Source organism: Pseudotabrizicola alkalilacus (assembly GCF_003443995.1).
In the GTDB taxonomy this organism is placed as follows: Bacteria; Pseudomonadota; Alphaproteobacteria; order Rhodobacterales; family Rhodobacteraceae; genus Pseudotabrizicola; species Pseudotabrizicola alkalilacus.
On the sequence record NZ_QWEY01000001.1, the window covers coordinates 332,812 to 354,865 of the forward strand.

Here is a 22,054-nt window from a genome sequence, read left to right on the forward strand (position 1 = left end):
CGCAAGTCATGCACACATCTAGTCTGTACCAAGTAACCCCAGCCCGGAGGCTCTGTCATGTCTGTCAAGCTCGCTGTCCTGTTCTATTCGACCTATGGCACCAACCATCAGATGGCCGAAATCGCGGCCGAGGCCGCCCGCGCGGCGGGGGCCGAGGTCAAGCTGCTGCGCATCGCCGAAACCGCGCCGGAGGCGGTGGTGAACGGTCAGGATGCTTGGAAAGCGCAGGTTGAAAAGGCCGCCGACATTCCGGTGGCCAAGCCCGAAGACATGGAATGGGCCGACGCCTATCTGTTCTCAGCCCCCACCCGGTTTGGTGCGGCACCCAGCCAGCTGCGCGCCTTTATCGACACGCTGGGCGGCCAATGGGGCAGCGGAAAACTGGCCAACAAGGCGGTCAGCGCCATGACCTCGGCGCAGAACCCGCATGGCGGACAAGAGGCCACGATTCTGGGCCTTTATACCACCTTCATGCACTGGGGCTCGGTCATCGTGGCCCCCGGCTACACCGACAAGGCGCTGTTCGCGACGGGGGGCAACCCCTACGGCTACAGCCACACTCAAGGGGCCGAGTTTGACGACAAAGCCAACGCCTCGATCGGCCATCAGGCGCGGCGCACGGTGGAAATTGCGGCCAAGCTGAAGGGCTGAGTGGCAAAGGGGGGCGGCGCGCCGCCCCCCGGCGCGATGCAATCCGCGGCGGGTTGAGCCCAGCTGACTCAGCTATCTTTGATACGAAACAACCTTCGCATTCCACGCTTCGTTCTCGGCAATCGTATCCCGGTCCGGTTCGGGAAGTTCACCAATCGCATCGGTAAAGCTACATCGGTAGAGATGGTTAATCTGAAGTGTGGGCGGGGCGATTTCGGGATCGTCAAGTGTTCCGGTCGCAACCTCGATTTGATCATCATCGAAGTTTTCGAGGCTCAGCGGTGTGCCGCAATCGCCGCAGAAACCGCGTTGGCTGACGTTTGAGCTTGCAAACAGACGGCGATTTCCCGAAGTCCATTCCAAGCCGTTTGCGATGACAAGCGGTGCATAAAATGCGCCGAAAGCGCGCTGACACATACGGCAGTGGCACACTGACGAGCGGCCGAGAGACTCAGCTTTGTAGCGCACCGCACCACACTGGCATCCGCCGGTTATCACAGTCTTCTGACTATTCATCAGCAGAACATCTCATCAAAACGATTTCTGGTCCAGAGTACCCATTCAAGCGATTGCAGCAGCAGTCCATCTGACGGCTCCACCCGGAACGGGGCGGGGTTTCCCCGCCCCTGTGTCGTGTCAGCCGTTCAGCAGCATCTGATAGCTCACCGGCACATAGCGGAAACCGTCGTCCATCGCCTCGACATAGCCCACGCCGGGGAAGGGCATGTGGTAGCCGACAAAGGGCACGCGGTCGGCGGCCAGCATGCCGAACAGCTGTTTGCGGGTCGCGGCGGCGGCGGCTTTGTCCATATCGAACCGCACCTCCCAGTCCGGCTTTTGCAGCGACCAGACGTAGTGGTTGGCGGTATCGGCGGCCAGAACCAGCTGCTGCCCGTCGCTTTCCAGCCGATAGGCCATATGGCCGGGGCTGTGGCCAAAGGCGGCCATCGCGGTTACGCCGGAGGCCACCGAACCGCCATCTTCGAGCATGGTCATCTTGTCTACCAGTGGCTTGACCTTGGTATCAAACCCCTCATTCCCGGCCTGTGCCCAGTGATTGTGCTCCACCGATCCGGTGACATAGCGCGCATTGGCAAAGGTGACGCCCGCATCTCCCGACAGCCCGCCGATATGGTCGCCGTGCATATGGGTCAGCACCACCACGTCAATCTGATCCGGGGTGTAGCCCGCCGCCGCCAAGGCCCCGGTGATCGCCTCGGGCGCAAGGCCGGTGTCGAACAGCACCAATTCGGCCCCGGTGTTCACAACTGTCGGGGTGAAAAAGTTCTGGCTTTTGTCAGCGGGGATGAAATGGGCCTGCGACAGTGCGGCAAATTCCGCGGGCGAGGCGTTGAGCCCGAAGGTTTCCTGCGGGTTTTCCAGCGCGCGGGTACCGGCAAGCAGGGTTGTCACCTCGAACCCGCCCAGTTTGAAGCGGTTGAACGGGGCCACGGTCGCGCCCATCATCTCGGCGGCGGCATGGGCGGCACGGGGCATCAGGGCGGGGGCAAAGGGCAGGGCGGCGGCGGCAAACAGCGCCGAGCGGCGGGTCAGTGCGGGCATCGTCATCGGTGTCCTCCTGTGAAACTGTGGGAGGAATGGTAACGCCAAAGCCCCCTGTCTCCAGTCACGGAGCCGTCATCGCCTGTGCGCAAGTGCACAGCACCCTGCGCGAGGATGTACCGGCTACTCCCACCACGGGTCGATCCGGGCGATGTCGTCATCGCTCCAGCCAAAATGATGCGCGACTTCATGCACCAGCACATGGGTCACCAGTTCCTGCAGCGACACATCCCCCCGGTCCAGCCATTCATCCAGAATGGGGCGGCGGAACAGCCAGATCACATCGGGCTGCATCGGCTGGTCGCTCACCGATTTTTCGGTCAGCGGGATGCCCTCGTACAGCCCGGTCAGCTCAAACGGATCGTCGATTTCCAGCGCTTCCAGAATCTCGTCCGGCGCGAACTCCTCGACCCGCAACCGGATCGCGGTGGCGGCGGCGCGGAACGGGCCGGGCAGGCCCGCGATTGCGCCGTGCGCAAGCTGTTCGATCAGGGCAAGGTCGGGGGCGATGGCGCCGGGCGGGATCTGGGTCATGTGCCAGATATAGGGGGCAGGGCAGGCCGGTGAAAGACCCACGCACCCCCGGCTTGTGCAAACCGGCTGTGCGCCCCTGTGCCTTGCGCAAACTGGACAATACTCCCCCGCTGTGACAGGGAAGAGCGGTTGCAGGAGATGCTCGATGACCCGCCCCACCATTACCCGTTTTGCCCCGTCACCCACCGGCTATATCCATGTCGGAAATCTGCGCACCGCGCTGATGAATTACATGATCGCCCGCAAGTCCGGCGGCCAGTTCATCCTGCGGCTGGATGACACCGATCAGGAGCGGTCCAAGCAGGAATACGCTGATGCGATCATGGCCGATCTGGAGTGGCTGGGCCTGCACTGGGACCGGGTGGAGCGGCAATCGCTGCGCATGGACCGCTACCGCGAGGCCGCCGAAGACCTGAAGGCCAAGGGCCGGTTTTATGAGGTGTTCGAGTCGCCCGTTGAGCTGGACCTCAAGCGCAAGAAACAGCTGAACATGGGCAAGCCGCCGGTCTATGACCGCGCCGGGCTGGCGCTGTCAGAGGAAGACAAGGCAAAGCTGCGGGCCGAGGGGCGCGACGGCTATTGGCGTTTTCTGCTGAACCAGAACCGTATTGAATGGTCCGATGGCATCCTTGGCCCGGTGTCGATTGATGCGGCCTCGGTCTCTGACCCGGTGCTGATCCGCGCGGATGGTCAGGTGCTGTATACCTTTGCCTCGTCGGTGGATGACATCGACATGGGCGTGACCTTTATCGTGCGCGGTGCCGACCATGTGACCAATACCGCGACCCAGATCCAGATCATGGAAGCGATGGGCGGCACCCCGCCCGATTTCGCCCACCATTCGCTGCTGACCGGCGCGAAGGGGGAAGAGCTGTCGAAACGCCTTGGCACTCTGTCCTTGCGCGACCTGCGCGCGCGCGGCGTGGAGCCGCTGGCGCTGCTGTCGCTGATGGCGCGGCTGGGATCATCCAAGCCGGTGGAGCTGGTCGGCTCGATGGACGAGCTGATCGACGGGTTCGAGGTTGGCAGCTTTGGCTCTGCGCCCACCAAATTCGACGCCGAAGACCTGTTCCCCCTGACCCGGCACTATGTGCAGGGCCTGCCGTTTGACGCGGTGCAAGAGCGGATCACGGCGCTGGGCGTGCCCGGCGATAAGGCCGAGGGCTTCTGGTCGGTCGCGCGCGGCAACATCACCGTGCTCGATGATCTGGAAGGCTGGTGGACCCTGTTCCGCGACGGTGCCACGCCGCTGGTCGCCGACGAGGACCGGGAGTTTGTGGCGCAGGCGCTGGACCTGCTGCCCGCCCAACCCTGGACGCGCGAAACCTGGGGTCAGTGGACAGCGGCGGTGAAAGAGGCCACAGGCCGCAAAGGCAAGGGCCTGTTCATGCCGCTGCGCAAGGCGCTGACCGGGCAGGAGCACGGGCCGGAAATGGCCGATGTGATGCCGTTGCTCACCAAACGCCCCAGCCTGTGACGGGCGGATGTCTCTGAGCGGCTGACAGGCCGGGCTGTGGCTTGCGCGCCGTTGTCTTTCTGAAAACGCCGGGGGGCTGTCTGCCCCCCGGACCCCCCGAGTATTTTTACCAAGATGAAAGCCGCGAAGGTGTCGGGATGAGTGCGGGAGCAGATCCGGTGGCGGGCGAGGCGACACGCGGACCGGCGCCGCGGTTTGTGACCGGCAGTCTGATGCGCCATGTTGTGGTGATGTCGCTGACCTCCTCGGTCGGGCTGATGGCGATCTTCAGCGTCGATCTGATCAACATTCTGTATATCTCGTGGCTGCAGGACCCGGTGGCCACCGCAGCGGTCGGTTATGCCGGGGCGGTGTTGTTTTTCACCACCAGTTTCGGGATCGGGATTTCGATTGCGGTCTCTGCCGTGGTCGCGCGGGCGCTGGGGCAGCGCGACGCGTATCTGGCGCGGCGGCGGGCGACCAACGGGCTTTTGCTGGGGCTTGGGCTGGGGGTGGCGTTCACCGCCGTGGTCTGGGCCTTGCTGGGGCCGATTGTCGGTCTGTTGGGGGCCACCGGGCCGACGGCAGAAGAGACGGTGGGTTTCCTGCGTCATGTGATGCTGGGGCAGCCGCTGCTGATGCTGGGCATCACCGGGGCCGCAATCCTGCGCAGCCATGGCGATGCGCGGCGCGCGATGATGGTGACGGTCTGGGGCGCGGTGGTGCTGGCGATTGCCGATCCGATCCTGATCTTCGGGGCCGGGTTGGGGCTGACCGGGGCGGCCTGGGCGGGCAACCTGTCGCGGCTGGTGATTGCCGCGATGGCGATCTGGCCGCTGTGGCGGCAGTATGGCGGCTTTACCCGTGTCACGGGGGCGGAACTGGCGGAGGATGCGCGCGCCATGGCGGGCATTGCCGGGCCTGCGGTGCTGACGCAGGTCGCAACGCCGGTCGGGCAGGCCTTTGTCACCCGGCTGATCGCGCCCTATGGCGAGGCGGCGGTGGCGGGCATGGCGATTACCGGGCGGCTGACGCCGGTGGCGCTGGGCGTGATCTTTGCGCTGGCGGGGGCCATCGGGCCGATCATCGGGCAGAACGCAGGCGCGGGCCGGATCGACCGGGTGCGACGGGCAATCTGGGATGCGGTGATCTTTACCGCCGTCGTGATCAGCCTTGTGACGCTGGTGCTGTTCCTCTTGCGCGGGCCGATTGCTGATCTGTTCCATGCCGAGGGGGTGACGCGCGATCTGGTGTTCCTGTTCTGCGGGCCGCTGTGCCTGTTGTTCTTCTTCAACGGGCTCTTGTTCATCTCCAATGCCGCCTGCAACAATCTGGGCCGCCCGTTCCTGTCAACGCTGCTGAACTGGGGTCGGCACACGCTGGGCACCATTCCCTTTGCGATCTGGTTTGCCGGGTACTGGGGGGCTGGGGGCGTGCTGATCGGGCAGGCTGTCGGCGGGGTGATCTTTGGCATCGTCTCGCTGTGGCTGGTGTTCCGGGTGGTCGATCAATACGGCGCTCAGCCCAGGATATAGGCATCCGCCCCGTCGCTTTTTCCGCCCGACACGTCGCTTTCGTTTTCCCCCTTGCCAGCGGTCGCAGGGCCGCGCTAGATCGTCCCTGTCAGGATCGGGAGAATCCGGGCGCCATGCGCAAGCAGGGCATCCGGTGCCGAAGGAGCAACCGCCCCGGTAAACTCTCAGGCGCAAGGGACCGTTTTTGACACCGGAACTCTGGAGAGTGGCCAACCCTGGGATGGGGCGGCCCGCCGAAGGGATAACGATCTCAGGCGCCCGATTGTCGAAAGACAGCAAGGGCAAGGACAGAGGGGGCATCGCAGGGCAGGGATCAGTCTGTCCGAACGGTGCCGGAGTCTGTCTTCCGGCGGAACATATGGGGGCGGAATGACCGACCTGAACACGTCTGACCTGAAACGGCTTGCGCTGCACGACCTGCATGTCGCCCTGGGCGGCAAGATGGTGCCGTTTGCGGGCTATGAGATGCCGGTGCAATACCCTGCCGGTGTGATGTCCGAACATCTGCACACGCGGACCGCTGCCGGGCTGTTCGATGTCAGCCATATGGGGCAGGTGATCCTGCGGCCCACCGGCGACATGGCGGCGCTGGTCGCGGCGTTCGAGGCGCTGATGCCGGTCGATGTGGCGGGGCTGGCCGAGGGGCGGCAGCGCTATGGCCTGTTCACCAATGAGACCGGCGGCATATCGGATGACCTGATGTTTGCCAACCGGGGCGATCATCTGTTTGTCGTGGTCAACGCCGCCTGCAAGGAGGCGGATGTTGCCCATATGCAGGCGCATCTGTCGGCGGTGGCAACGGTCGAGCATATCACCGACCGCGCGTTGCTGGCATTGCAGGGGCCGCGGGCCGAGGCGGCTCTGGCCGCATGGGTGCCCGGCGTGACCGAGATGCGCTTCATGGATGTGCGGGTGTTTGACACGCTTTATGGCCCGATGTGGGTCAGCCGGTCCGGCTATACCGGCGAGGACGGGTTCGAGATTTCGGTGCCGGAAGCCGGGGCCGAAGACCTTGCCCGCTCGCTTCTGGCGGTCAATGGGGTGATGCCCATCGGCCTTGGCGCGCGCGACAGCCTGCGGCTGGAGGCGGGGCTGTGCCTCTATGGCCATGACATCGACACCACGACGACGCCAGTGGAAGCGGGCCTGACCTGGGCGATCCAGAAGGTGCGCCGCACGGGCGGGGCGCGCGCTGGTGGCTTCCCCGGTGCCGACCGTATCCTGCGCGAACTGACGGAGGGGCCGGAACGTCTGCGCGTCGGCCTGTTGCCGCAGACCCGCGCGCCGATGCGCGAGGGCACGCAGCTTTTTGATCAGGGTGGCACGCCGCTGGGCGAGGTCACCTCGGGCGGCTTTGGCCCTTCGGTTCAGGCCCCCGTCGCCATGGGCTATGTCGCCGCCAGCCACGCCACCCCCGGCACGCTGCTGGAGGGCGAGGTGCGCGGCAAGCGCCTGCCCGTCACCGTGGCCCCGCTTCCCTTCCATCCCACCACCTACAAACGCTGAGGCACTGCGATGAAATACACCAAGGAACACGAATGGATGCGCGTCGAGGGCGATCTGGTCGTCGTCGGCATCACCGAACACGCTGCCACCCAACTGGGCGATGTCGTGTTCGTGGAACTGCCCGAAACCGAGACGATGGTCGCCGAGGGCGATGAGGTCTGCGTGATCGAAAGCGTCAAGGCAGCAAGCGACATTCTGGCCCCGCTGGATGGCGAGATTGTCGAGGTCAACACCAAGCTGGTGGATAAACCGGCACTGGTGAACGAAGACCCGACCGGCGAGGCGTGGTTCTTCAAGATGAAGATCGACGATCTGTCGGCGCTGGATGACTACATGGACGAAGACGAATACGCCGATTTCATCGGCTAACCCTTCCCCCCGCTTTGAGAACAGACGGTGGGCGCAGCCACGCGCCCGCCCAAGCGCTGACAGTCGCAGGCAAGCCATGACCTATACCCCCGTCGCCTATAATCCGTATGATTTCGCCAACCGCCGCCACATCGGCCCGTCGCCCGCCGAGATGGAGGCGATGCTGCAGGTGGTGGGCGTGCCCACGCTGGACGCGCTGATTGACGAGACCGTGCCAAAGTCGATCCGCCAGAACACGCCCCTGAGCTGGGCCCCGCTGGCCGAGCATGAGCTGCTGGACAAGATGCGTCAGGTCGGCAAGCGCAACACGGTGATGACCAGCCTGATCGGGCAGGGCTATTACGGCACGGTGACGCCGCCCGCGATCCAGCGCAACATTCTGGAAAACCCGGCGTGGTACACCGCCTATACCCCCTATCAGCCCGAAATCGCCCAGGGCCGGCTGGAGGCTTTGCTGAATTATCAGACCATGGTGGCCGATCTGACCGGGCTGCCGGTCGCCAATGCGTCCTTGCTGGACGAGGCAACAGCGGCGGCCGAGGCGATGACCATGGCCGAACGCAGCGCCAAGTCAAAGGCCAAGGCGTTCTTTGTCGACCGCAACTGCCATCCGCAGACCATCGGCGTGATCCAGACCCGCGCCGCGCCCCTGGGGATCGAGGTGATCATCGGCGACCCGGCCAAGCTGGACCCCGCTGCAGTGTTCGCCGCGATCTTCCAGTATCCCGGCACCTATGGCCATGTGACCGACTTCACCGACCAGATTACCGCGCTGCACGCTGCCAAAGCCCTGGCCATCGTGGCGACCGATCTGCTGGCGCTGTGCATGTTGAAAGAACCGGGCGCGATGGGGGCCGATATTGCCGTCGGCTCGGCGCAGCGCTTTGGCGTGCCGATGGGCTATGGCGGCCCACATGCCGCCTTCATGTCCTGCCGCGACGATCTGAAACGCTCGATGCCGGGGCGCATCGTCGGCGTGTCCATCGATTCGCGCGGCAACACGGCCTACCGGCTGTCGCTGCAAACCCGTGAGCAACACATCCGCCGCGAGAAAGCCACGTCGAACGTCTGCACCGCGCAGGCGCTGCTGGCGGTGATGGCCAGCATGTATGCCGTGTTCCACGGCCCGCTGGGCCTGCGCGCCATTGCCGAACGCGTGCATTTCGGGGCCAACCGTCTGGCCCGCGCATTGCAGGCGGCCGGGGCCAAAGTCTCGCCCGCCGCCTTCTTTGACACCATCACGGTCGAGGTGGGCGTCGGCCAGACCGGCATCCTCGCCGCTGCCCGGCACGAGGGGCTGAACTTCCGCAAGATCGGCACCGACCGTGTGGGCATCGCGCTGGACGAGACCACGGACGAACGGGTGCTGGCCCGCATCCTGCGCGCCTTTGGCATCGAAGGTGCGCCCCCGCACCGCGCACAACTGGGCTTCCCCGAAGACATGGTGCGCACGACCGAGTATCTGACCCACCCGGTGTTCCACATGAACCGGGCCGAGTCGGAAATGATGCGCTACATGCGCCGCCTGTCCGACCGCGATCTGGCACTCGACCGCGCGATGATCCCGCTCGGCTCCTGCACGATGAAGCTGAACGCAGCGGCAGAGATGATGCCGATCACCTGGCCCGAATTCGGGTCATTGCACCCCTTTGCCCCCGCCGATCAGGCGCTGGGCTACAAGGAGGCGATTGACGATCTGTCGGCCAAGCTGTGCGAGATCACCGGCTATGACGCAATGTCGATGCAGCCCAATTCCGGCGCGCAGGGCGAATATGCCGGGCTCTTGACGATCCAAGCCTATCACAAATCGCGCGGCGATACCCAGCGCACGGTCTGCCTGATCCCGACCTCGGCGCATGGCACCAACCCGGCAAGCGCGCAGATGGTGGGCATGCAGGTGGTGGTGGTGAAAACCGCGCCCAACGGCGATATTGATGTCGAGGATTTCCGCGCCAAAGCCGCTGCCGCAGGCGACCGGCTGGCGGCCTGCATGATCACCTATCCCTCTACCCATGGTGTGTTTGAAGAAACCGTGCGCGAGGTCTGCCAGATCACCCATGATCACGGCGGGCAGGTCTATATTGACGGCGCGAACATGAACGCGCTGGTCGGTCTGGTGAAACCGGGCAAGATCGGCGGCGATGTCAGCCACCTGAACCTGCACAAGACCTTTGCCATCCCGCATGGCGGCGGCGGTCCGGGCATGGGGCCGATTGGCGTCGGCGCGCATCTGGCGCCGTTCCTGCCGGGGCATAATGAGCTGGGCGGAGGCGAAGGCCCCGTCAGCGCAGCCCCCTATGGCTCCGCCTCTATCCTGCTGATTTCATGGGCCTATTGCCTGATGATGGGCGGTGAGGGGCTGACGCAGGCGACGCGTGTGGCGATCCTGAACGCCAATTACATCGCCGCACGTCTGGCGGGCAGCTATCCCATCCTGTTCATGGGCAACAAGGGCCGGGTGGCGCATGAGTGCATCCTCGACACCCGCGCCTTTGCCGATGTGGGCGTGACCGTCGATGACATTGCCAAGCGCTTGATCGACAACGGTTTTCACGCGCCGACCATGAGCTGGCCGGTGTCAGGCACGCTGATGGTGGAGCCAACCGAGAGCGAGACCAAGGCCGAGATCGACCGCTTCATCACAGCGCTGCTCGCCATCCGCGAAGAAATCCGCGCGGTGGAAAAGGGCGAGATCAGCGCGGAAGACAGCCCGCTGCGCCACGCGCCCCACACGGTCAACGACCTCGTCGCCGACTGGGACCGCAAGTACACGCGTGAGGCCGGATGCTTCCCGCCGGGGGCGTTCCGGGTCGACAAATACTGGCCCCCGGTGGGCCGCGTTGACAACGTTTACGGCGACCGCAACCTGATCTGTACCTGCCCGCCGGTCGAAAGCTACGCCGACGCGGCGGAGTGACACAGCTTTGCCCCGCGCCTGACTGGCGCGGGGCACTTTCCGGGGCGCCACCTCACCTCAGCCTTGCACCCAAAGCCACAACAGCGCAGCATGGGGGACAGGGGGAAAGACCATGCCAGACATCAGCACATCCAAAGTCGTTCAGATCATCTTTCAGCACCGCGAAGGCCCTGTTGCCGCCGCCGAGCTTTATGCGTTTATCGAAAACCTGAACGAGGATGAAAAGGCCCACCTGACCGCCATCGCCTGGGTCGGGCGCGGCGCGTTTGAACCCGAAGACTATGCCGAGGCCCTGACCACCGCCTATACCCAGGCCACCACCCCGACTGCCGATTACCTGACCGGCATGCCGCATCTGGCGGAGAACCTTGAGGCCGGGCTGGAGGCGATGGGGATTGATGTGACGGGTGAGGAAGAAGATCTGCTCTGACCCCTTGCAGTCGCGGGTCAGCGGACAAATGTATTCAGTATGATGAATATGGGGCCGACATGACCGCCAACACCGCGACCAAGGACAGCCTGAAACTCACCTGCACCACCTGCGGCCAGATCAACCGCATCCCCGCCACACGCGCCGGAGACCGCCCCAAATGCGGCAGCTGCGGTGATGTGCTGGTGTCGGACAAGGTGGCGGAACTTGACGCCACCAGCCACGACAAGGCCACCCGCAATGACGACCTGCCCCTGCTGGTCGATTACTGGGCCCCATGGTGCGGTCCCTGCCGGATGATGGCCCCGGAGTTTGCCAAAGCCGCCAAGGCGCTTGCACCCCGCGCCCGGCTGGTCAAGCTCAACACCGAAGATCACCCCGCCGTCTCCCAACGCGCCGGCATCCGCGGCATCCCGGCGCTGATCCTGTATCACCGGGGGAGGGAGGTTGGCCGGTTGGCCGGGGCGAGGCCCGCGGCAGAGATTGTGGCGTTTGTGCAGGGGAATGTGGGGAAGGGGTGAGATGATTCGAGTGTCTGCTTTGCGGACGGAGCTGCCGTTGCTGCACCCTCACGGACGGCGAATTGCCCTGCGTCTTAATCTTCCGAGGTGGTCAAGCTCCATCACACGGCGGGCCGGAACACCTTGAAAGTCGGTTTCTGTAATCCGCCCCGTGTTATCCTCAACAACCAGTGTAAATTCTTGCGTGATCGGGGTCGTGTGGAAATGAGCCAAAGCTCTTCGGCAGTCGCTTCGTGCCAATCCCTTCGCGCTGCAGAGGCGGTCAAACTCTTTGGGAATGCGTAGGACAGCGGATGCAACATCAGTAGATGGCGTTCCCGTGACTACCCTGCCGTTCAACAGATCGACGGTCAGAACCCCGTCTTCAGAACGCATCGCATCTTCATAGATCCGCAGATCGTAGAAACCCGTCAATAGACTGACACCGCAAGCCAAGGAGTCTGCAATGCTGTGGGCAACGGACCTGAGTTGACCGTGTTTCATAGGCCTCCCTCCGCTTCTCTTGAGACAATATCCGTTGAATGATCGTCCGCAAAGGGCTCAAAGCGACAAGCCTCTAAATCTCCCCCTCTCTCCCCCACCCCACATCCGCGTTATCCTGCTGATACCGCGTCACATTGTCGGATGTATAGTCCAGCGTATCCCCCACCGTCCGCCACCGCGTTACCGTGACCAGACCCTGATCGAAGTCGATCACGTTCAGGTCGTTGTCCTCGCCGCGCAGGCGGGAGGACAGGGTGGTGCCGGCCTGGACGCAGAGCATGGACCGCGCGCCTTTGTGCAGGGCAAAGGGCGCGGCGGCCCAGAGGTGGAGGTGGCCGCTGAGGATCACATCGGCCCCGGCGCGGGCGAGGGCCTCGGGCCCGGCATCGGCCCCGCGCATCGGGGTCTTGCCGGTCGCGGGGGGCGTGGTCAGTGGATGGTGCAGGGCCACCACGCGCAGCTGGCCGGGACGGGCGCGGGCGAAGGTATCTGCCACCCGGCGCAAGGACGCTTTGCGCAACACCCCGCGTTGCCAGGCATAGGGGTCGGTCGTGTTGAGCCCCACCACCAGCAGATCATCCGCGTCCACCACAGGCTCCAGCACTTCCGCTACAGCCTTGCGATAGCCCCGGAACGGCCACAGCAGCCGTGCCAGCGGGTTGTAGAGCGGCACATCGTGATTGCCCGGCACACAGAGCACCGGCGCGGGCAGCGCCGCGATCAGCTCCGCCGCCGCCGCCCATTGCGCGGGCAGGGCGCGTTGGGTCAGATCACCCGAGATCACTACCACATCGGGCTGCAAGCGCTGCGCCAGTGCGATCAGCGGGGCCACCAGCCCCGCGCGCTCGGTGCCGAAATGCAGGTCCGACAAATGCAGCAGACGCCCCATCTAGCTGGTCCCCGCCACCGGCACGATCACCGTCAGCACATCGGGAAGGCGGCGAAAGGCAAAGGGGGCGGCCATCGTTTCGCGCTCGCCATCGCGTGCAATGGTGCGGCGGCGGGCGCGGGTCTCAATCTCGACCGCAGCGGCACCAATCAGGGTAAAGTCGCGGTAGGGCCGCGCCATCCGCACCGCAATGCGCAGGGCAAAGCCCAACAGCTGCCAGCGCCGCAGCTCGGGCGCGATATAGACCGCCAGCTTGCCCGCCCGGATCAGATCGACCCCCTCTTGCATGCCATATTCCTCCAGCTGATAGGCGTTCTGCGCAATGAACACCATCGGCGAGTGCCGCACCTGCACCACGCCGTCAACGGTCAGGGTCATCCGGCTGGGGCGATTATAGGTTGCCAGCACCCGCAGCCCCGACCAATAGGCGGCCCAGCGCGACCGGCCCCATTTGGCATAGGCCGCCTCGCGTTGTTCCAGCAGCGCCGGGTACAGCCCTAGACTGGCGTTGTTCAGAAACAGCTTGCCGTTGACCTCCCCCGCCGCCACCGGAATCTCCGACCCGGCCAGAAGCTGCGCCATCGCCGCTTCGGGGTCATTCTCCAGCCCCAGAGAGCGCGCGAAAAAGTTGAATGTGCCGAGCGGCAGAATGCCAAGCGCGATCCCGGACCCCGCCAGCTCGGTCGCGACGCTGCAGATCGTGCCATCACCGCCCGCCGCGATCACGGTGGCAAAGCCATCTGCCCGCGCCTCTTGCGCCGCCGCCGGGATCAGCGCGCCCTTGCGGATCAGCCGCACCTCGTGCTTCAGCCCCGCCGCGCGCAGCGGTTCGGTCAGCTGCGCGATCCGCGCGCCGGATTTCCGCCCTGACCCGGCATTGGCCAGCACACAGATCGGTTCACGCATGGGGAGACTGCTCCTGCCGGCACCATGCCGCCCGGATCAAACGGGTGAGGTTGTCTTTGGTTCCGTCTCACCGCAGTGCGACACCAGATCATGCACAAAGCGCAGCTTGGTCTGCACATCGGCAGGCAACGAGAACGGGTACAGATCAGTCTGCCCCATCGACCGGTTCAGACTATTCAAAGCCAGCGTCAGCGGCACCCATGTTGCGATCAGCTCTGCCGCAGTCGGAGTGCGGTAAGGGTCGGACTCGACATGTGCCGCCAATGTGCTGCCCGCATCCACCCGCAGACCCAACGCCCCCGCCGTTTCCAGCGTGTCGACCATATGCAGATAATGCGCCCAGGTTTCCGCCCAGTCTTCCCATGGGTGCATCGTGGCATAGGCCGAGACAAAGCGGTTTTCCCAGCCTTCGGGCGCGCCGGACTCGTAATGGCGCTGCATCGCTTCGGCATAATCGGCGCGTTCGTCGCCGAACAGGGTGCGGTACGCCTCCAGTGCGGCGGGGTTGTCGCGCACCAGAATATCCCAGTAGTAATGTCCGACCTCATGCCGGAAATGGCCCAGCAGGGTGCGGTAGGCCTCGCCCATCTGGCTGCGGCGTTCTTCGCGGGCGGCGTCGTCGGCTTCGATCAGGGCGATGGTGATGACCCCGTCGGAATGGCCGGTCAGCACCGGGTCGGGGCTGCCCGGATCATCGGCCAGAAAGTCGAACACCAAGGGTTCGGGGTGGCCCGAGTCGGGCAGCGGGCGTGGCAGGTTCAGGCGCAGTACGGAATAGACCAGCCGCCGCTTGGCCGCCTCGATCCGGGTCCACAGCGCCACATGGTCCGGCGTTGACAGATCGGGCACGGTGCGGTTGTGCTGGCAGGCCAGACAATAGCCCGCCGTGCCGGTGCCATCGCCCTCGGCGCTGCGGTGCATCCAGTTGCAGGCGCTGCGCTCCCAATTGCGGCAAAACCGCAAGGGGCCGGGGTCTGGCACGGCGGCATTCATGCCATGGGTGCCGGGCAGAGCGTTCCAGACCGGCCCGTCGGGGGCGACGGCGATCATCCGGTCTTCGTCTGGCAGATAGCCCAGCATGCTGCCGCATTTCAGACAGACGGTGTTTTCAAAATACAGGATCTGACCACAGCACTGGCATTGAAAAAGCTTCATAGCGAAAGATGTCCCCGGACATATGGATCAGGCCACGGCAGGCCACGCGGGGCAAATCCTTGCCCCACGCCACATGCCGCCCCGCTGCACCAACCCTGCCGGGGGCGTCCGGTTCCGTCCCTCACCGCGCACAGAACACTGCGTTGCTTGATCTCGGTCAAGGCCGCGCCGTTTCGTCCCTGCTATACTTCTGAAAACGCGCAAGGAATGGAGACAGCGATGACCCGGCTGATGGCAGTTCTTTTTTCGATCATCTCCACCTCCCTGATGGGGATCGGGGTGATCGTGGCCCTGACCACGGGCAATGATACCCTGCAACCGATCCTGATCGGTGCTGCGGTCGGATTTCTGGCCGCGATCCCGGTCAGCTGGTATATCGCCAAGCAACTGGTGTGAGCCGGAACGCTCAGGCGGTCAGGAACACCCGCACCGTTTCTTCAAATTCACGCGGCTTTTCGGCGTGCAGCCAATGGCCGGTGTCGGGGATTTTGGCAAAGCGGGCGGCGGGAAACAGCGCGCGGATGGCATCGCGGTACTCGGGTTTGACATAGGGGCTGTCGGCCCCGGTCAGAAACAGCGCCGGGCCGTCGAATGACCCTTCGGTGCCGGGCCAGCCGACGATCTTGCTCATCTCGGCCTCCAGCACATTCAGGTTCAGCCGCCAGCGTGGCCCCCCCGCCGCCTTCAGGTCCAGCGATTGCAGGAAAAACGCCCGCAGGCTGGCATCCTCCACCGTTTCCACCAGCCGCCGGTCAGCCTCGCCGCGCGTGGTGATGCCGGTCAGGTCCAGCGCCCGCATGGCTTGCGCATGGTGCGACTGGTCATGGCTGTAGGCCACGGGGGCAATGTCGGCCACCACAAGCCGCCGGATCAGCGCGCCATGGGTCAGCGCCAGATGCATCGCCGCCTTGCCGCCCATCGAATGGCCCAGCAGATCGACCCGGCCGCCCAGTGTGGCGATCACCTCTGCCAGATCCGCCGCCATCTCGGGGTAGCCATGCACCGGCAGATGCGGGCTGTCGCCATGGTTGCGCATATCTACCGCCACCACATCGCGCACATCGGCCAGCCGTCGCGCGATCACGCCCCAGTTGCGGGCCGAGCCATACAGGCCATGGACAATGACCAGCGGAAGGACATCCGAAGGGGTGGCGGCGGGGTGATGGATCGTGGCAAGCATGTCACCTCTTTACCGCCAGTTCACCTTCCCTGCCAGAGCAGTTGAGGATTTTGCCGCGCGCGCCTAGTGTGCGCCAAAAGGGTCAGGGTCATGAGCGCAGTCACAATTCAGCAAATGGCCGACCGGGTTGCCGGTCTGATGGAAGAGCGTCTTGGCATCCGCGGCAATGGCCTGTCGGAAAAGCTGCGGCGGGGCAGGGGCGCACTGCCGCGCGGGGTGCGGGCGGCGGCGCGGGAACTGGCCGATTTCGCCGAAAAGTCCAAAAACCCCAAGTTGCTGGTGCAGATCGACCAAGGCCGCGTTGCCGCCTGCTATGACATTTGCCTGCGCCATCTGTCAGCGCAGCGTGCAGGCTCTGCCCTGATGCGGTCGGCGGCGCGCATCACCGCAACCGTGGTTCTGGGGTTATTGCTGGTGGGTGGCGTTGTGCTGCTGGTGCAGCGGCTGCAGGGCCGGATCTGACCCTGCCTGCGCTGTCAGCGGGGCGCGGTGCAGTGCCGACCGGACCACCACGGTCACGGTGACAAAGGCCACATACAGCAGCAGATACCACGACCCCAGCTTGCCAAAGCTGACCCATTGCCCCGGCAACTGCCCGGAATACAGCCAGGTGCCGGTGGCGGTGCCGACGTTTTCCGCCACCCACAGCGCCACGCTGGACAGAAAGGCCGCCACCGGCAGCGGCATCCACCAGTCGCGGTCAGAGATGCGGAACCAGATCCGGGTGCGGGCAAACAGGATCAGCGTGGCGGCAAACAGCGCCAGCCGGATGTCGGGCAGAAAATGGTGCGCGAAAAAGTTGACGTAGATCGCCACGCCCAGCACCATCGTCGCCCAGTACGGCGGATAGGGGGCGAACCGCATGTCGAAAATGCGGATCACCCGCGCCATGTAGCTGCCGACGCTCGCGTACATGAACCCCGAAAACAGCGGCACGCCCATCACCATGAACAACCCCGGCTCGGGATAGGCCCATGACCCGGCATGCACCTTGAACCACTCCATCGCGGTGCCGGTCAGGTGAAACAGCGCGATCACCCGCGCCTCTTCCCAGCTTTCCAACCGCAGCCACAGGAATGCCGCCTGCGTGGCGATGGCAAACAGGAACAGCGCGTCATAGCGGTGCAGCGGCCAGTCTGACTGCCAGATCATCTTGGTGCCGATGATCGCCAGCAACAAGAGCCCGCCAAACAGACAGGCCCAGCCCTGTTTCAGCACGAACATCACCAGCTCGGCCAGCGCAAACGGCAGCCGCCCCCGCGCCCAATCGCCAAGCCGCCGTTCCAGACTGCGGGTGCTTTGCAGTTCAATCATGCCAATGTTCCGAAAGTGAAAGGGCGCGGGGTTTAGCCCGCGCCCTATACCCGTCAATGTTGCAAAGTCACAAGTCTTACAGCTCGGGGTAAATCGGGAACCGCTTGCACAGCGCCTCGACCTCGGCTTTCACCCGCTCTTCCACCGCCGCGTTGCCCTCTTCGCCATTGGCGGCCAGCCCGTCTACCACTTCGGTGATCCAGCGACCGATCTGGCGGAACTCTTCCTCGCCAAAGCCGCGCGTCGTGCCCGCCGGGGTGCCCAGACGCACGCCGCTAGTGATGGTCGGCTTTTCGGTGTCAAACGGAATGCCGTTCTTGTTGCAGGTGATATGCGCCCGGCCCAGAGCCTTTTCGGTCGCATTGCCCTTCACGCCCTTGGGGCGCAGGTCCACCAGCATCAGATGGCTGTCGGTGCCGCCGGTCACGATGTCCAGACCACCCTTCATCAGCTGATCCGCCAGCGCCTGCGCATTCTTGATCACCTGCGCCTGATAGGTCTTGAACTCCGGCCGCAGCGCCTCGCCAAAGGCGACCGCTTTGGCGGCGATCACATGCATCAGCGGCCCGCCCTGAATGCCGGGGAAGATTGCCGAGTTGATCTTTTTCGACAGCGCCTCGTCATTGGTCAGGATCATGCCGCCACGTGGCCCGCGCAGGGTCTTGTGGGTGGTCGTGGTCGCGACATGCGCATGTGGGAAGGGCGAGGGGTACAGACCCGCCGCCACCAGCCCGGCGAAATGCGCCATATCGACCAGCAGATAGGCCCCGATGGAATCCGCAATCTCGCGCATCCGGGCAAAGTCGATGATGCGCGGAATGGCCGAGCCGCCCGCGATGATCATCTTCGGTTTGTGTTCTGCCGCCAGTTCCGCCAGCTGGTCATAGTCCAGCAAAAGATCCTGCTTGCGCACGCCGTATTGCACGGCGTTGAACCATTTGCCCGACTGGTTGGGGGCCGCGCCATGGGTCAGGTGGCCGCCAGCATCCAACGACATGCCCAGAATTGTATCACCCGGCTGCAGAAGCGCCTGAAACACGCCCTGGTTGGCCTGAGACCCGGAATTGGGCTGCACATTGGCGAACTCACAGCCAAACAGCTGCCGCGCGCGGTCAATCGCCAGATTTTCTGCAATATCGACATATTGGCAGCCGCCGTAATAGCGCTTGCCCGGATAGCCTTCGGCATATTTGTTGGTCATCACCGAGCCTTGCGCCTCCATCACGGCGCGGCTCACGATGTTTTCGCTGGCAATCAGTTCGATCTCATGGCGCTGACGGCCCAGCTCTTGCGTGATCGAGCCAAACAGCTCGGGGTCGCGTGAGGCCAGAGTTTCGGTGAAAAAGCCGTTGTCACGGTGCGGGGCGTTCATGGGCGTCTCCTGCCAGATCCGGGGGTCGGGATAGCGCCCATTTAGACCAAGCCCCGCCTCCGGGAAAGGGAGGAAAACGACGCATCCCCGGATCAGCGCGAAATTTGCGGGCATAAAGGTGACGCGAGGTCGCTTGTGCGGGCCTGGGCGGTCACATCATGACTTTCATCCGGTGTGCCGAAGGGCGTCTGGCGGACGCGCCCTGTTCCAACCGCGCCCCCCACCCCATCCCTCCCCACAAGGGGGAGGGGGCCGCGTGGCACCCGCCTTGCGTCCGATCTGTAAAGACCGCCACCTGCCCCAGTGCCTCCCTCCCCCCTTGTGGGGGAGGGCTGGGGTGGGGGGGCGCTGCCGCCACGCGCCAAATTCAGCAGAGTCTGGCGCCGGACAGGTCTTGTTTGTGCATCTGCGCCTCTCAACGCGCAGCAAGGCTTGAGTTCCCGCGCCCGGCCCGTCAAGACTGTGCCCAAGGGAGAACCGCCTTGCCCACATCCAGAATTGCCTTTCGCGCCAGTGCCACCCCCGCCGCCCAGCTGGCCCTGTCCGAGCTGACGGCGCGGCATGGGCAGACCCCGCTGGGGCGGGCCACTGTGGTCGTGGCCCTCGGTGGCGACGGGTTCATGCTGCAAACCCTGCATGATACCCAAAGCGCGGGTCTGCCGGTTTACGGCATGAACTGCGGCACCGTTGGCTTTCTGATGAACGCGTTCGACGCCGACGGGCTGGCCGAACGGCTGGCACTGGCCGAAGAAACCGTGATCAACCCGCTGCACATGCGCGCCACCACCGCAACGGGCCGCGTGGTCGAAGCTTTGGCGATCAACGAGGTGTCGATGCTGCGGGCAGGGCCACAGGCGGCCAAGCTGGCGATTTATGTCGATGGCAAGCTGCGGCTGGAAGAGCTGGTCTGTGACGGCGCTTTGCTGTGCACGCCTGCCGGGTCCACCGCCTATAACTATTCCGCCCATGGTCCGATCCTGCCGATCGGCTCCGATGTGCTGGCGCTGACGGCTGTTGCGGCGTTTCGCCCCCGCCGCTGGCGTGGGGCCTTGCTGCCGAAAACCGCCGTGGTGCGGATCGAGGTGCGCGATGCCGAAAAGCGCCCGGTGATGGCCGATGCCGATGGCCGGTCGGTGCGCGATGTGATCTCGGTCGAAATCCGATCTGACCCGACGATCTGCCACCACGTCCTGTTCGACCCCGGCCATGGTCTGGAAGAGCGTCTGCTGGTCGAGCAATTCGCCTGACGCAACCGGGCCGCTGCGGCCCGCAGCGTCAGAGCTGCGGCTTGAGGCCCCAGCCCTCCAGCTTGCGATAGATTGTGGAGGGTGACAGTTCCAGCACCCGCGCTGCCTTTGGCACCGACCCGCCGTTGCGGGCGATGGTTTCCTCGATCACCAGCCGTTCGATTTCGGCCATGCTGCGCCCGATCAGGCTGTCCAGACCGCCAGTGGCATCAGGCTTGGGCGCAGCACCGGTCACCGGCTCTGCGCGCTGCAACGAGTCGGGCAGCATCGCCAGCGTGACCCGCCCGCCCGGATGCAGCACGACGATGTTGCGGATCACGTTCAGCACCTGCCGCACATTTCCCGGCCAGCTGAGCCTGCGGAACAGATCCAGCACCTCGGGGTCAAACCCGTCAAACTGTCGCCCCTCTTCCCGGGCAAAGCGCTCCAGCGCGATTTCGGCAATCTCTACCACGTCCTCGCCCCGGTCACGCAGCGCCGGCATGTGAACCGGCACCACAAACAGCCGGTAATACAGATCCTCGCGGAACTCACCCCGGCGCACCGCTTCGGCGGGGTCGCGGTTGGTGGCGCAGACGATGCGCACATTCACCTTGCGTGGCCGAACCGCCCCCACCGGCTGCACCGTCGAGGTCTGCAGGAACCGGAGCAGCTTTGTCTGCAACGCCGGGGCCATTTCGCAGATCTCGTCCAGAAACAGCGTGCCGCCATCCGCCGCCGCCGCCGCGCCCTGCTTGTCGGAAATCGCGCCGGTAAAGCTGCCCTTCATATGGCCGAACACTTCCGACTCCAGCAGATCCTGCGGGATTGCACCGCAGTTCAGCGCGATGAACGGCCCGCCCGCACGCGGACTCCCCGCATGTACCGCGACCGCGCACAGCTCTTTGCCGGTGCCGCTTTCGCCGGTGATGAACACCGTGGCCATCGACCCCGCCACCGAACGGATTGTCGTCTGCACCCGGCGCATCGCGGCGGAAGAGCCGATGAACACCTCGGCCACCACGTCTGGTTCCGCCGTCACCGCCCGCTTTTGCGCTGGTTTGGGTAAAGTCCCCGTCGCGCCACTGGCATTGGCCACCGCCCCCAGAAACCGCACCTCGTCAAACGGCTTGACCAGAAAGTCATGCGCCCCGGCCCGCATCGCCTCGACCGCGCGGTTGATGCTGGCATTTGCGGTGATCACGATCACCCGCGTTTCGGGCCGCAGCGCCAGCATTTCGCGCATCACCGCCAGCCCGTCCCGATCTGGCAGCATCAGGTCCAGCAGCACCGTCACCGCGCCGGTTTCCTGAAACAGGCGCATTCCCTCGGCGGCATTTGAGGCCGCCTGCACCGTATGCCCCGCCGTTTGCAGCACAGAGCGATAGACCATCTGCAAAGACGGCGTATCCTCGATCAGCAGCAAGGGTGAGGGCACCGGCCCGGTCATTTTCCAGCCGCCCTGCCGCTGTCCGCCGCTTCGACAAACCGGATCAGCCCGTCCAGCCCGGCCAGTATCCCCGGTCCCAGCGCCCGCACCCGGATCGCATCCGCCTCATGCGCCGCCAGATTCAGCGCCTGTGACGCCTGTTCCAGCCCGCGCGCGCCCGCCGATCCGGCCAGCGCCACCAGCACATGGGTCTGTGCCCTGATCCCGGCCCAGTTGGCCCCGTCCAGGGCCGCCGCCAACGCCAGCCGCACCGCCCGAAGATCCGCCGCCATCTGCGCCACCAGTTCGGGCGCCACCTCCGGCCCTGCCATCGCCATCAGCGCATCAAAAACGCTGCGGTCAACCGCGCCGCTGTACAGGCTTTCCAGCGCCGACAGCGCCATCTGCGCCTCGGCCAGCGCCATCCGCGCCGGAGCCGGCAGCGTCGATCCGGCAAGACGGGTCAGGGCAGCACGCAAAGCCTGAAGCTGTGGCGTCGGATCGGGAAGGGGCGCGGCAAACGGGTCAACCATAACGCGAGTCTATCTTAACGAATGCGCCAGTCCAATGGCTTTCGGGTCACAAGCTTTGCCGCGCCGCAGTTGGCCTCCCCAAACC

At 64.9% G+C, this 22,054-nt stretch carries 23 protein-coding genes and 1 riboswitch; of the genes, 11 read left to right on the top strand and 12 right to left on the bottom strand.

All coding sequences use genetic code 11. From position 1 onward, the window contains the following. Positions 1–57 precede the first annotated feature (57 nt). Positions 58–651 carry an NAD(P)H:quinone oxidoreductase gene (gene wrbA, locus D1012_RS01625; protein WP_118149581.1) on the top strand — a complete coding sequence of 198 codons (594 nt, stop codon included), beginning with the start codon at positions 58–60 and terminating at the stop codon, positions 649–651. A gap of 72 nt (positions 652–723) precedes the next feature. Here wrbA and D1012_RS01630 read toward each other — a convergent pair whose 3' ends face one another. The 3 genes from D1012_RS01630 to D1012_RS01640 form a co-directional block, all read right to left on the bottom strand. Further along, complete coding sequence (locus D1012_RS01630) at positions 724–1,167, bottom strand: GFA family protein (RefSeq protein WP_118149582.1); 444 nt, start codon at positions 1,165–1,167, stop codon at positions 724–726. Between the two features lie 120 nt (positions 1,168–1,287). Further along, positions 1,288–2,220, bottom strand: a complete 933-nt coding sequence (locus D1012_RS01635) for an MBL fold metallo-hydrolase (protein ID WP_118149583.1) — start codon at positions 2,218–2,220, stop codon at positions 1,288–1,290. A 117-nt stretch (positions 2,221–2,337) separates the two neighbouring features. Next, complete coding sequence (locus tag D1012_RS01640; protein ID WP_118149584.1) at positions 2,338–2,748, bottom strand: metallopeptidase family protein; 411 nt, start codon at positions 2,746–2,748, stop codon at positions 2,338–2,340. A 145-nt stretch (positions 2,749–2,893) separates the two neighbouring features. On the opposite strand from D1012_RS01640, the gene gltX reads away from it, so the two are divergent. The 7 genes from gltX to trxC all read left to right on the top strand — a co-directional run bounded on the left by gltX (position 2,894) and on the right by trxC (position 11,482). Next, on the top strand, positions 2,894–4,225 hold the full coding sequence (gene gltX, locus D1012_RS01645) for a glutamate--tRNA ligase (protein WP_118149585.1): 1,332 nt from the start codon (positions 2,894–2,896) through the stop codon (positions 4,223–4,225). A gap of 137 nt (positions 4,226–4,362) precedes the next feature. Continuing rightward, positions 4,363–5,739, top strand: a complete 1,377-nt coding sequence (locus D1012_RS01650) for an MATE family efflux transporter (protein WP_233516984.1) — start codon at positions 4,363–4,365, stop codon at positions 5,737–5,739. A gap of 85 nt (positions 5,740–5,824) precedes the next feature. Further along, positions 5,825–5,930: riboswitch (glycine riboswitch) on the top strand. A gap of 178 nt (positions 5,931–6,108) precedes the next feature. Then, positions 6,109–7,245, top strand: a complete 1,137-nt coding sequence (gene gcvT, locus D1012_RS01655; RefSeq protein ID WP_118149586.1) for a glycine cleavage system aminomethyltransferase GcvT — start codon at positions 6,109–6,111, stop codon at positions 7,243–7,245. 9 nt (positions 7,246–7,254) lie between these two features. Then, positions 7,255–7,614, top strand: coding sequence for a glycine cleavage system protein GcvH (gene gcvH / locus D1012_RS01660; protein ID WP_118149587.1), 360 nt, complete (start codon positions 7,255–7,257; stop codon positions 7,612–7,614). Positions 7,615–7,690: 76 nt separating this feature from the next. Further along, positions 7,691–10,531: an aminomethyl-transferring glycine dehydrogenase gene (gene gcvP / locus D1012_RS01665; protein WP_118149588.1), complete on the top strand. Its 2,841-nt coding sequence runs from the start codon at positions 7,691–7,693 to the stop codon at positions 10,529–10,531. Between the two features lie 112 nt (positions 10,532–10,643). Continuing rightward, positions 10,644–10,961, top strand: a complete 318-nt coding sequence (locus D1012_RS01670) for a DUF3775 domain-containing protein (protein WP_118149589.1) — start codon at positions 10,644–10,646, stop codon at positions 10,959–10,961. A gap of 59 nt (positions 10,962–11,020) precedes the next feature. Beyond that, positions 11,021–11,482, top strand: a complete 462-nt coding sequence (gene trxC, locus D1012_RS01675) for a thioredoxin TrxC (RefSeq protein WP_118149590.1) — start codon at positions 11,021–11,023, stop codon at positions 11,480–11,482. 48 nt (positions 11,483–11,530) lie between these two features. Here trxC and D1012_RS22310 read toward each other — a convergent pair whose 3' ends face one another. From D1012_RS22310 to D1012_RS01690, 4 genes are all read right to left on the bottom strand, one after another. Beyond that, positions 11,531–11,965 (bottom strand): hypothetical protein, encoded by a 435-nt coding sequence (locus tag D1012_RS22310; RefSeq protein WP_147335606.1) that lies wholly within the window; start codon positions 11,963–11,965, stop codon positions 11,531–11,533. A 73-nt stretch (positions 11,966–12,038) separates the two neighbouring features. Beyond that, a complete protein-coding gene (locus tag D1012_RS01680; protein ID WP_118149591.1) occupies positions 12,039–12,854 on the bottom strand; it encodes a metallophosphoesterase family protein in 816 nt (271 codons plus the stop codon). Further along, positions 12,855–13,760 (bottom strand): diacylglycerol/lipid kinase family protein, encoded by a 906-nt coding sequence (locus D1012_RS01685; RefSeq protein ID WP_118149592.1) that lies wholly within the window; start codon positions 13,758–13,760, stop codon positions 12,855–12,857. Between the two features lie 36 nt (positions 13,761–13,796). Then, a complete protein-coding gene (locus D1012_RS01690; RefSeq protein ID WP_118149593.1) occupies positions 13,797–14,915 on the bottom strand; it encodes a zinc-binding metallopeptidase family protein in 1,119 nt (372 codons plus the stop codon). Between the two features lie 231 nt (positions 14,916–15,146). On the opposite strand from D1012_RS01690, the gene D1012_RS01695 reads away from it, so the two are divergent. Continuing rightward, a complete protein-coding gene (locus D1012_RS01695; protein WP_435530887.1) occupies positions 15,147–15,311 on the top strand; it encodes a CTP synthetase in 165 nt (54 codons plus the stop codon). A 10-nt stretch (positions 15,312–15,321) separates the two neighbouring features. Here D1012_RS01695 and D1012_RS01700 read toward each other — a convergent pair whose 3' ends face one another. Further along, on the bottom strand, positions 15,322–16,095 hold the full coding sequence (locus tag D1012_RS01700; RefSeq protein WP_118149594.1) for an alpha/beta fold hydrolase: 774 nt from the start codon (positions 16,093–16,095) through the stop codon (positions 15,322–15,324). Between the two features lie 90 nt (positions 16,096–16,185). Between D1012_RS01700 and D1012_RS01705 the strand changes: the two genes are divergently transcribed. Then, positions 16,186–16,557 carry a hypothetical protein gene (locus D1012_RS01705; protein WP_233516985.1) on the top strand — a complete coding sequence of 124 codons (372 nt, stop codon included), beginning with the start codon at positions 16,186–16,188 and terminating at the stop codon, positions 16,555–16,557. On the opposite strand, the gene D1012_RS01710 is transcribed toward D1012_RS01705, so the two are convergent. Both D1012_RS01710 and glyA read right to left on the bottom strand, forming a co-directional pair. Further along, positions 16,501–17,409, bottom strand: coding sequence for a DUF817 domain-containing protein (locus D1012_RS01710; protein WP_118149596.1), 909 nt, complete (start codon positions 17,407–17,409; stop codon positions 16,501–16,503). The two genes, D1012_RS01705 and D1012_RS01710, sit on opposite strands and share 57 nt — an antisense overlap. Before the next feature lie 76 nt (positions 17,410–17,485). Then, a complete protein-coding gene (gene glyA / locus D1012_RS01715) occupies positions 17,486–18,781 on the bottom strand; it encodes a serine hydroxymethyltransferase (RefSeq protein WP_118150019.1) in 1,296 nt (431 codons plus the stop codon). Positions 18,782–19,263: 482 nt separating this feature from the next. Here glyA and D1012_RS01720 point away from each other — a divergent pair, with 482 nt between their 5' ends. Beyond that, positions 19,264–20,028, top strand: coding sequence for an NAD kinase (locus D1012_RS01720; protein ID WP_118149597.1), 765 nt, complete (start codon positions 19,264–19,266; stop codon positions 20,026–20,028). A 28-nt stretch (positions 20,029–20,056) separates the two neighbouring features. On the opposite strand, the gene D1012_RS01725 is transcribed toward D1012_RS01720, so the two are convergent. Together D1012_RS01725 and D1012_RS01730 are read right to left on the bottom strand one after the other, a co-directional pair. Then, complete coding sequence (locus D1012_RS01725) at positions 20,057–21,457, bottom strand: sigma-54-dependent transcriptional regulator (RefSeq protein WP_118149598.1); 1,401 nt, start codon at positions 21,455–21,457, stop codon at positions 20,057–20,059. Next, on the bottom strand, positions 21,454–21,969 hold the full coding sequence (locus D1012_RS01730) for a hypothetical protein (protein ID WP_118149599.1): 516 nt from the start codon (positions 21,967–21,969) through the stop codon (positions 21,454–21,456). Before D1012_RS01730 ends, D1012_RS01725 begins: the two co-directional genes overlap by 4 nt. Between the last annotated feature and the right edge of the window lie 85 nt (positions 21,970–22,054).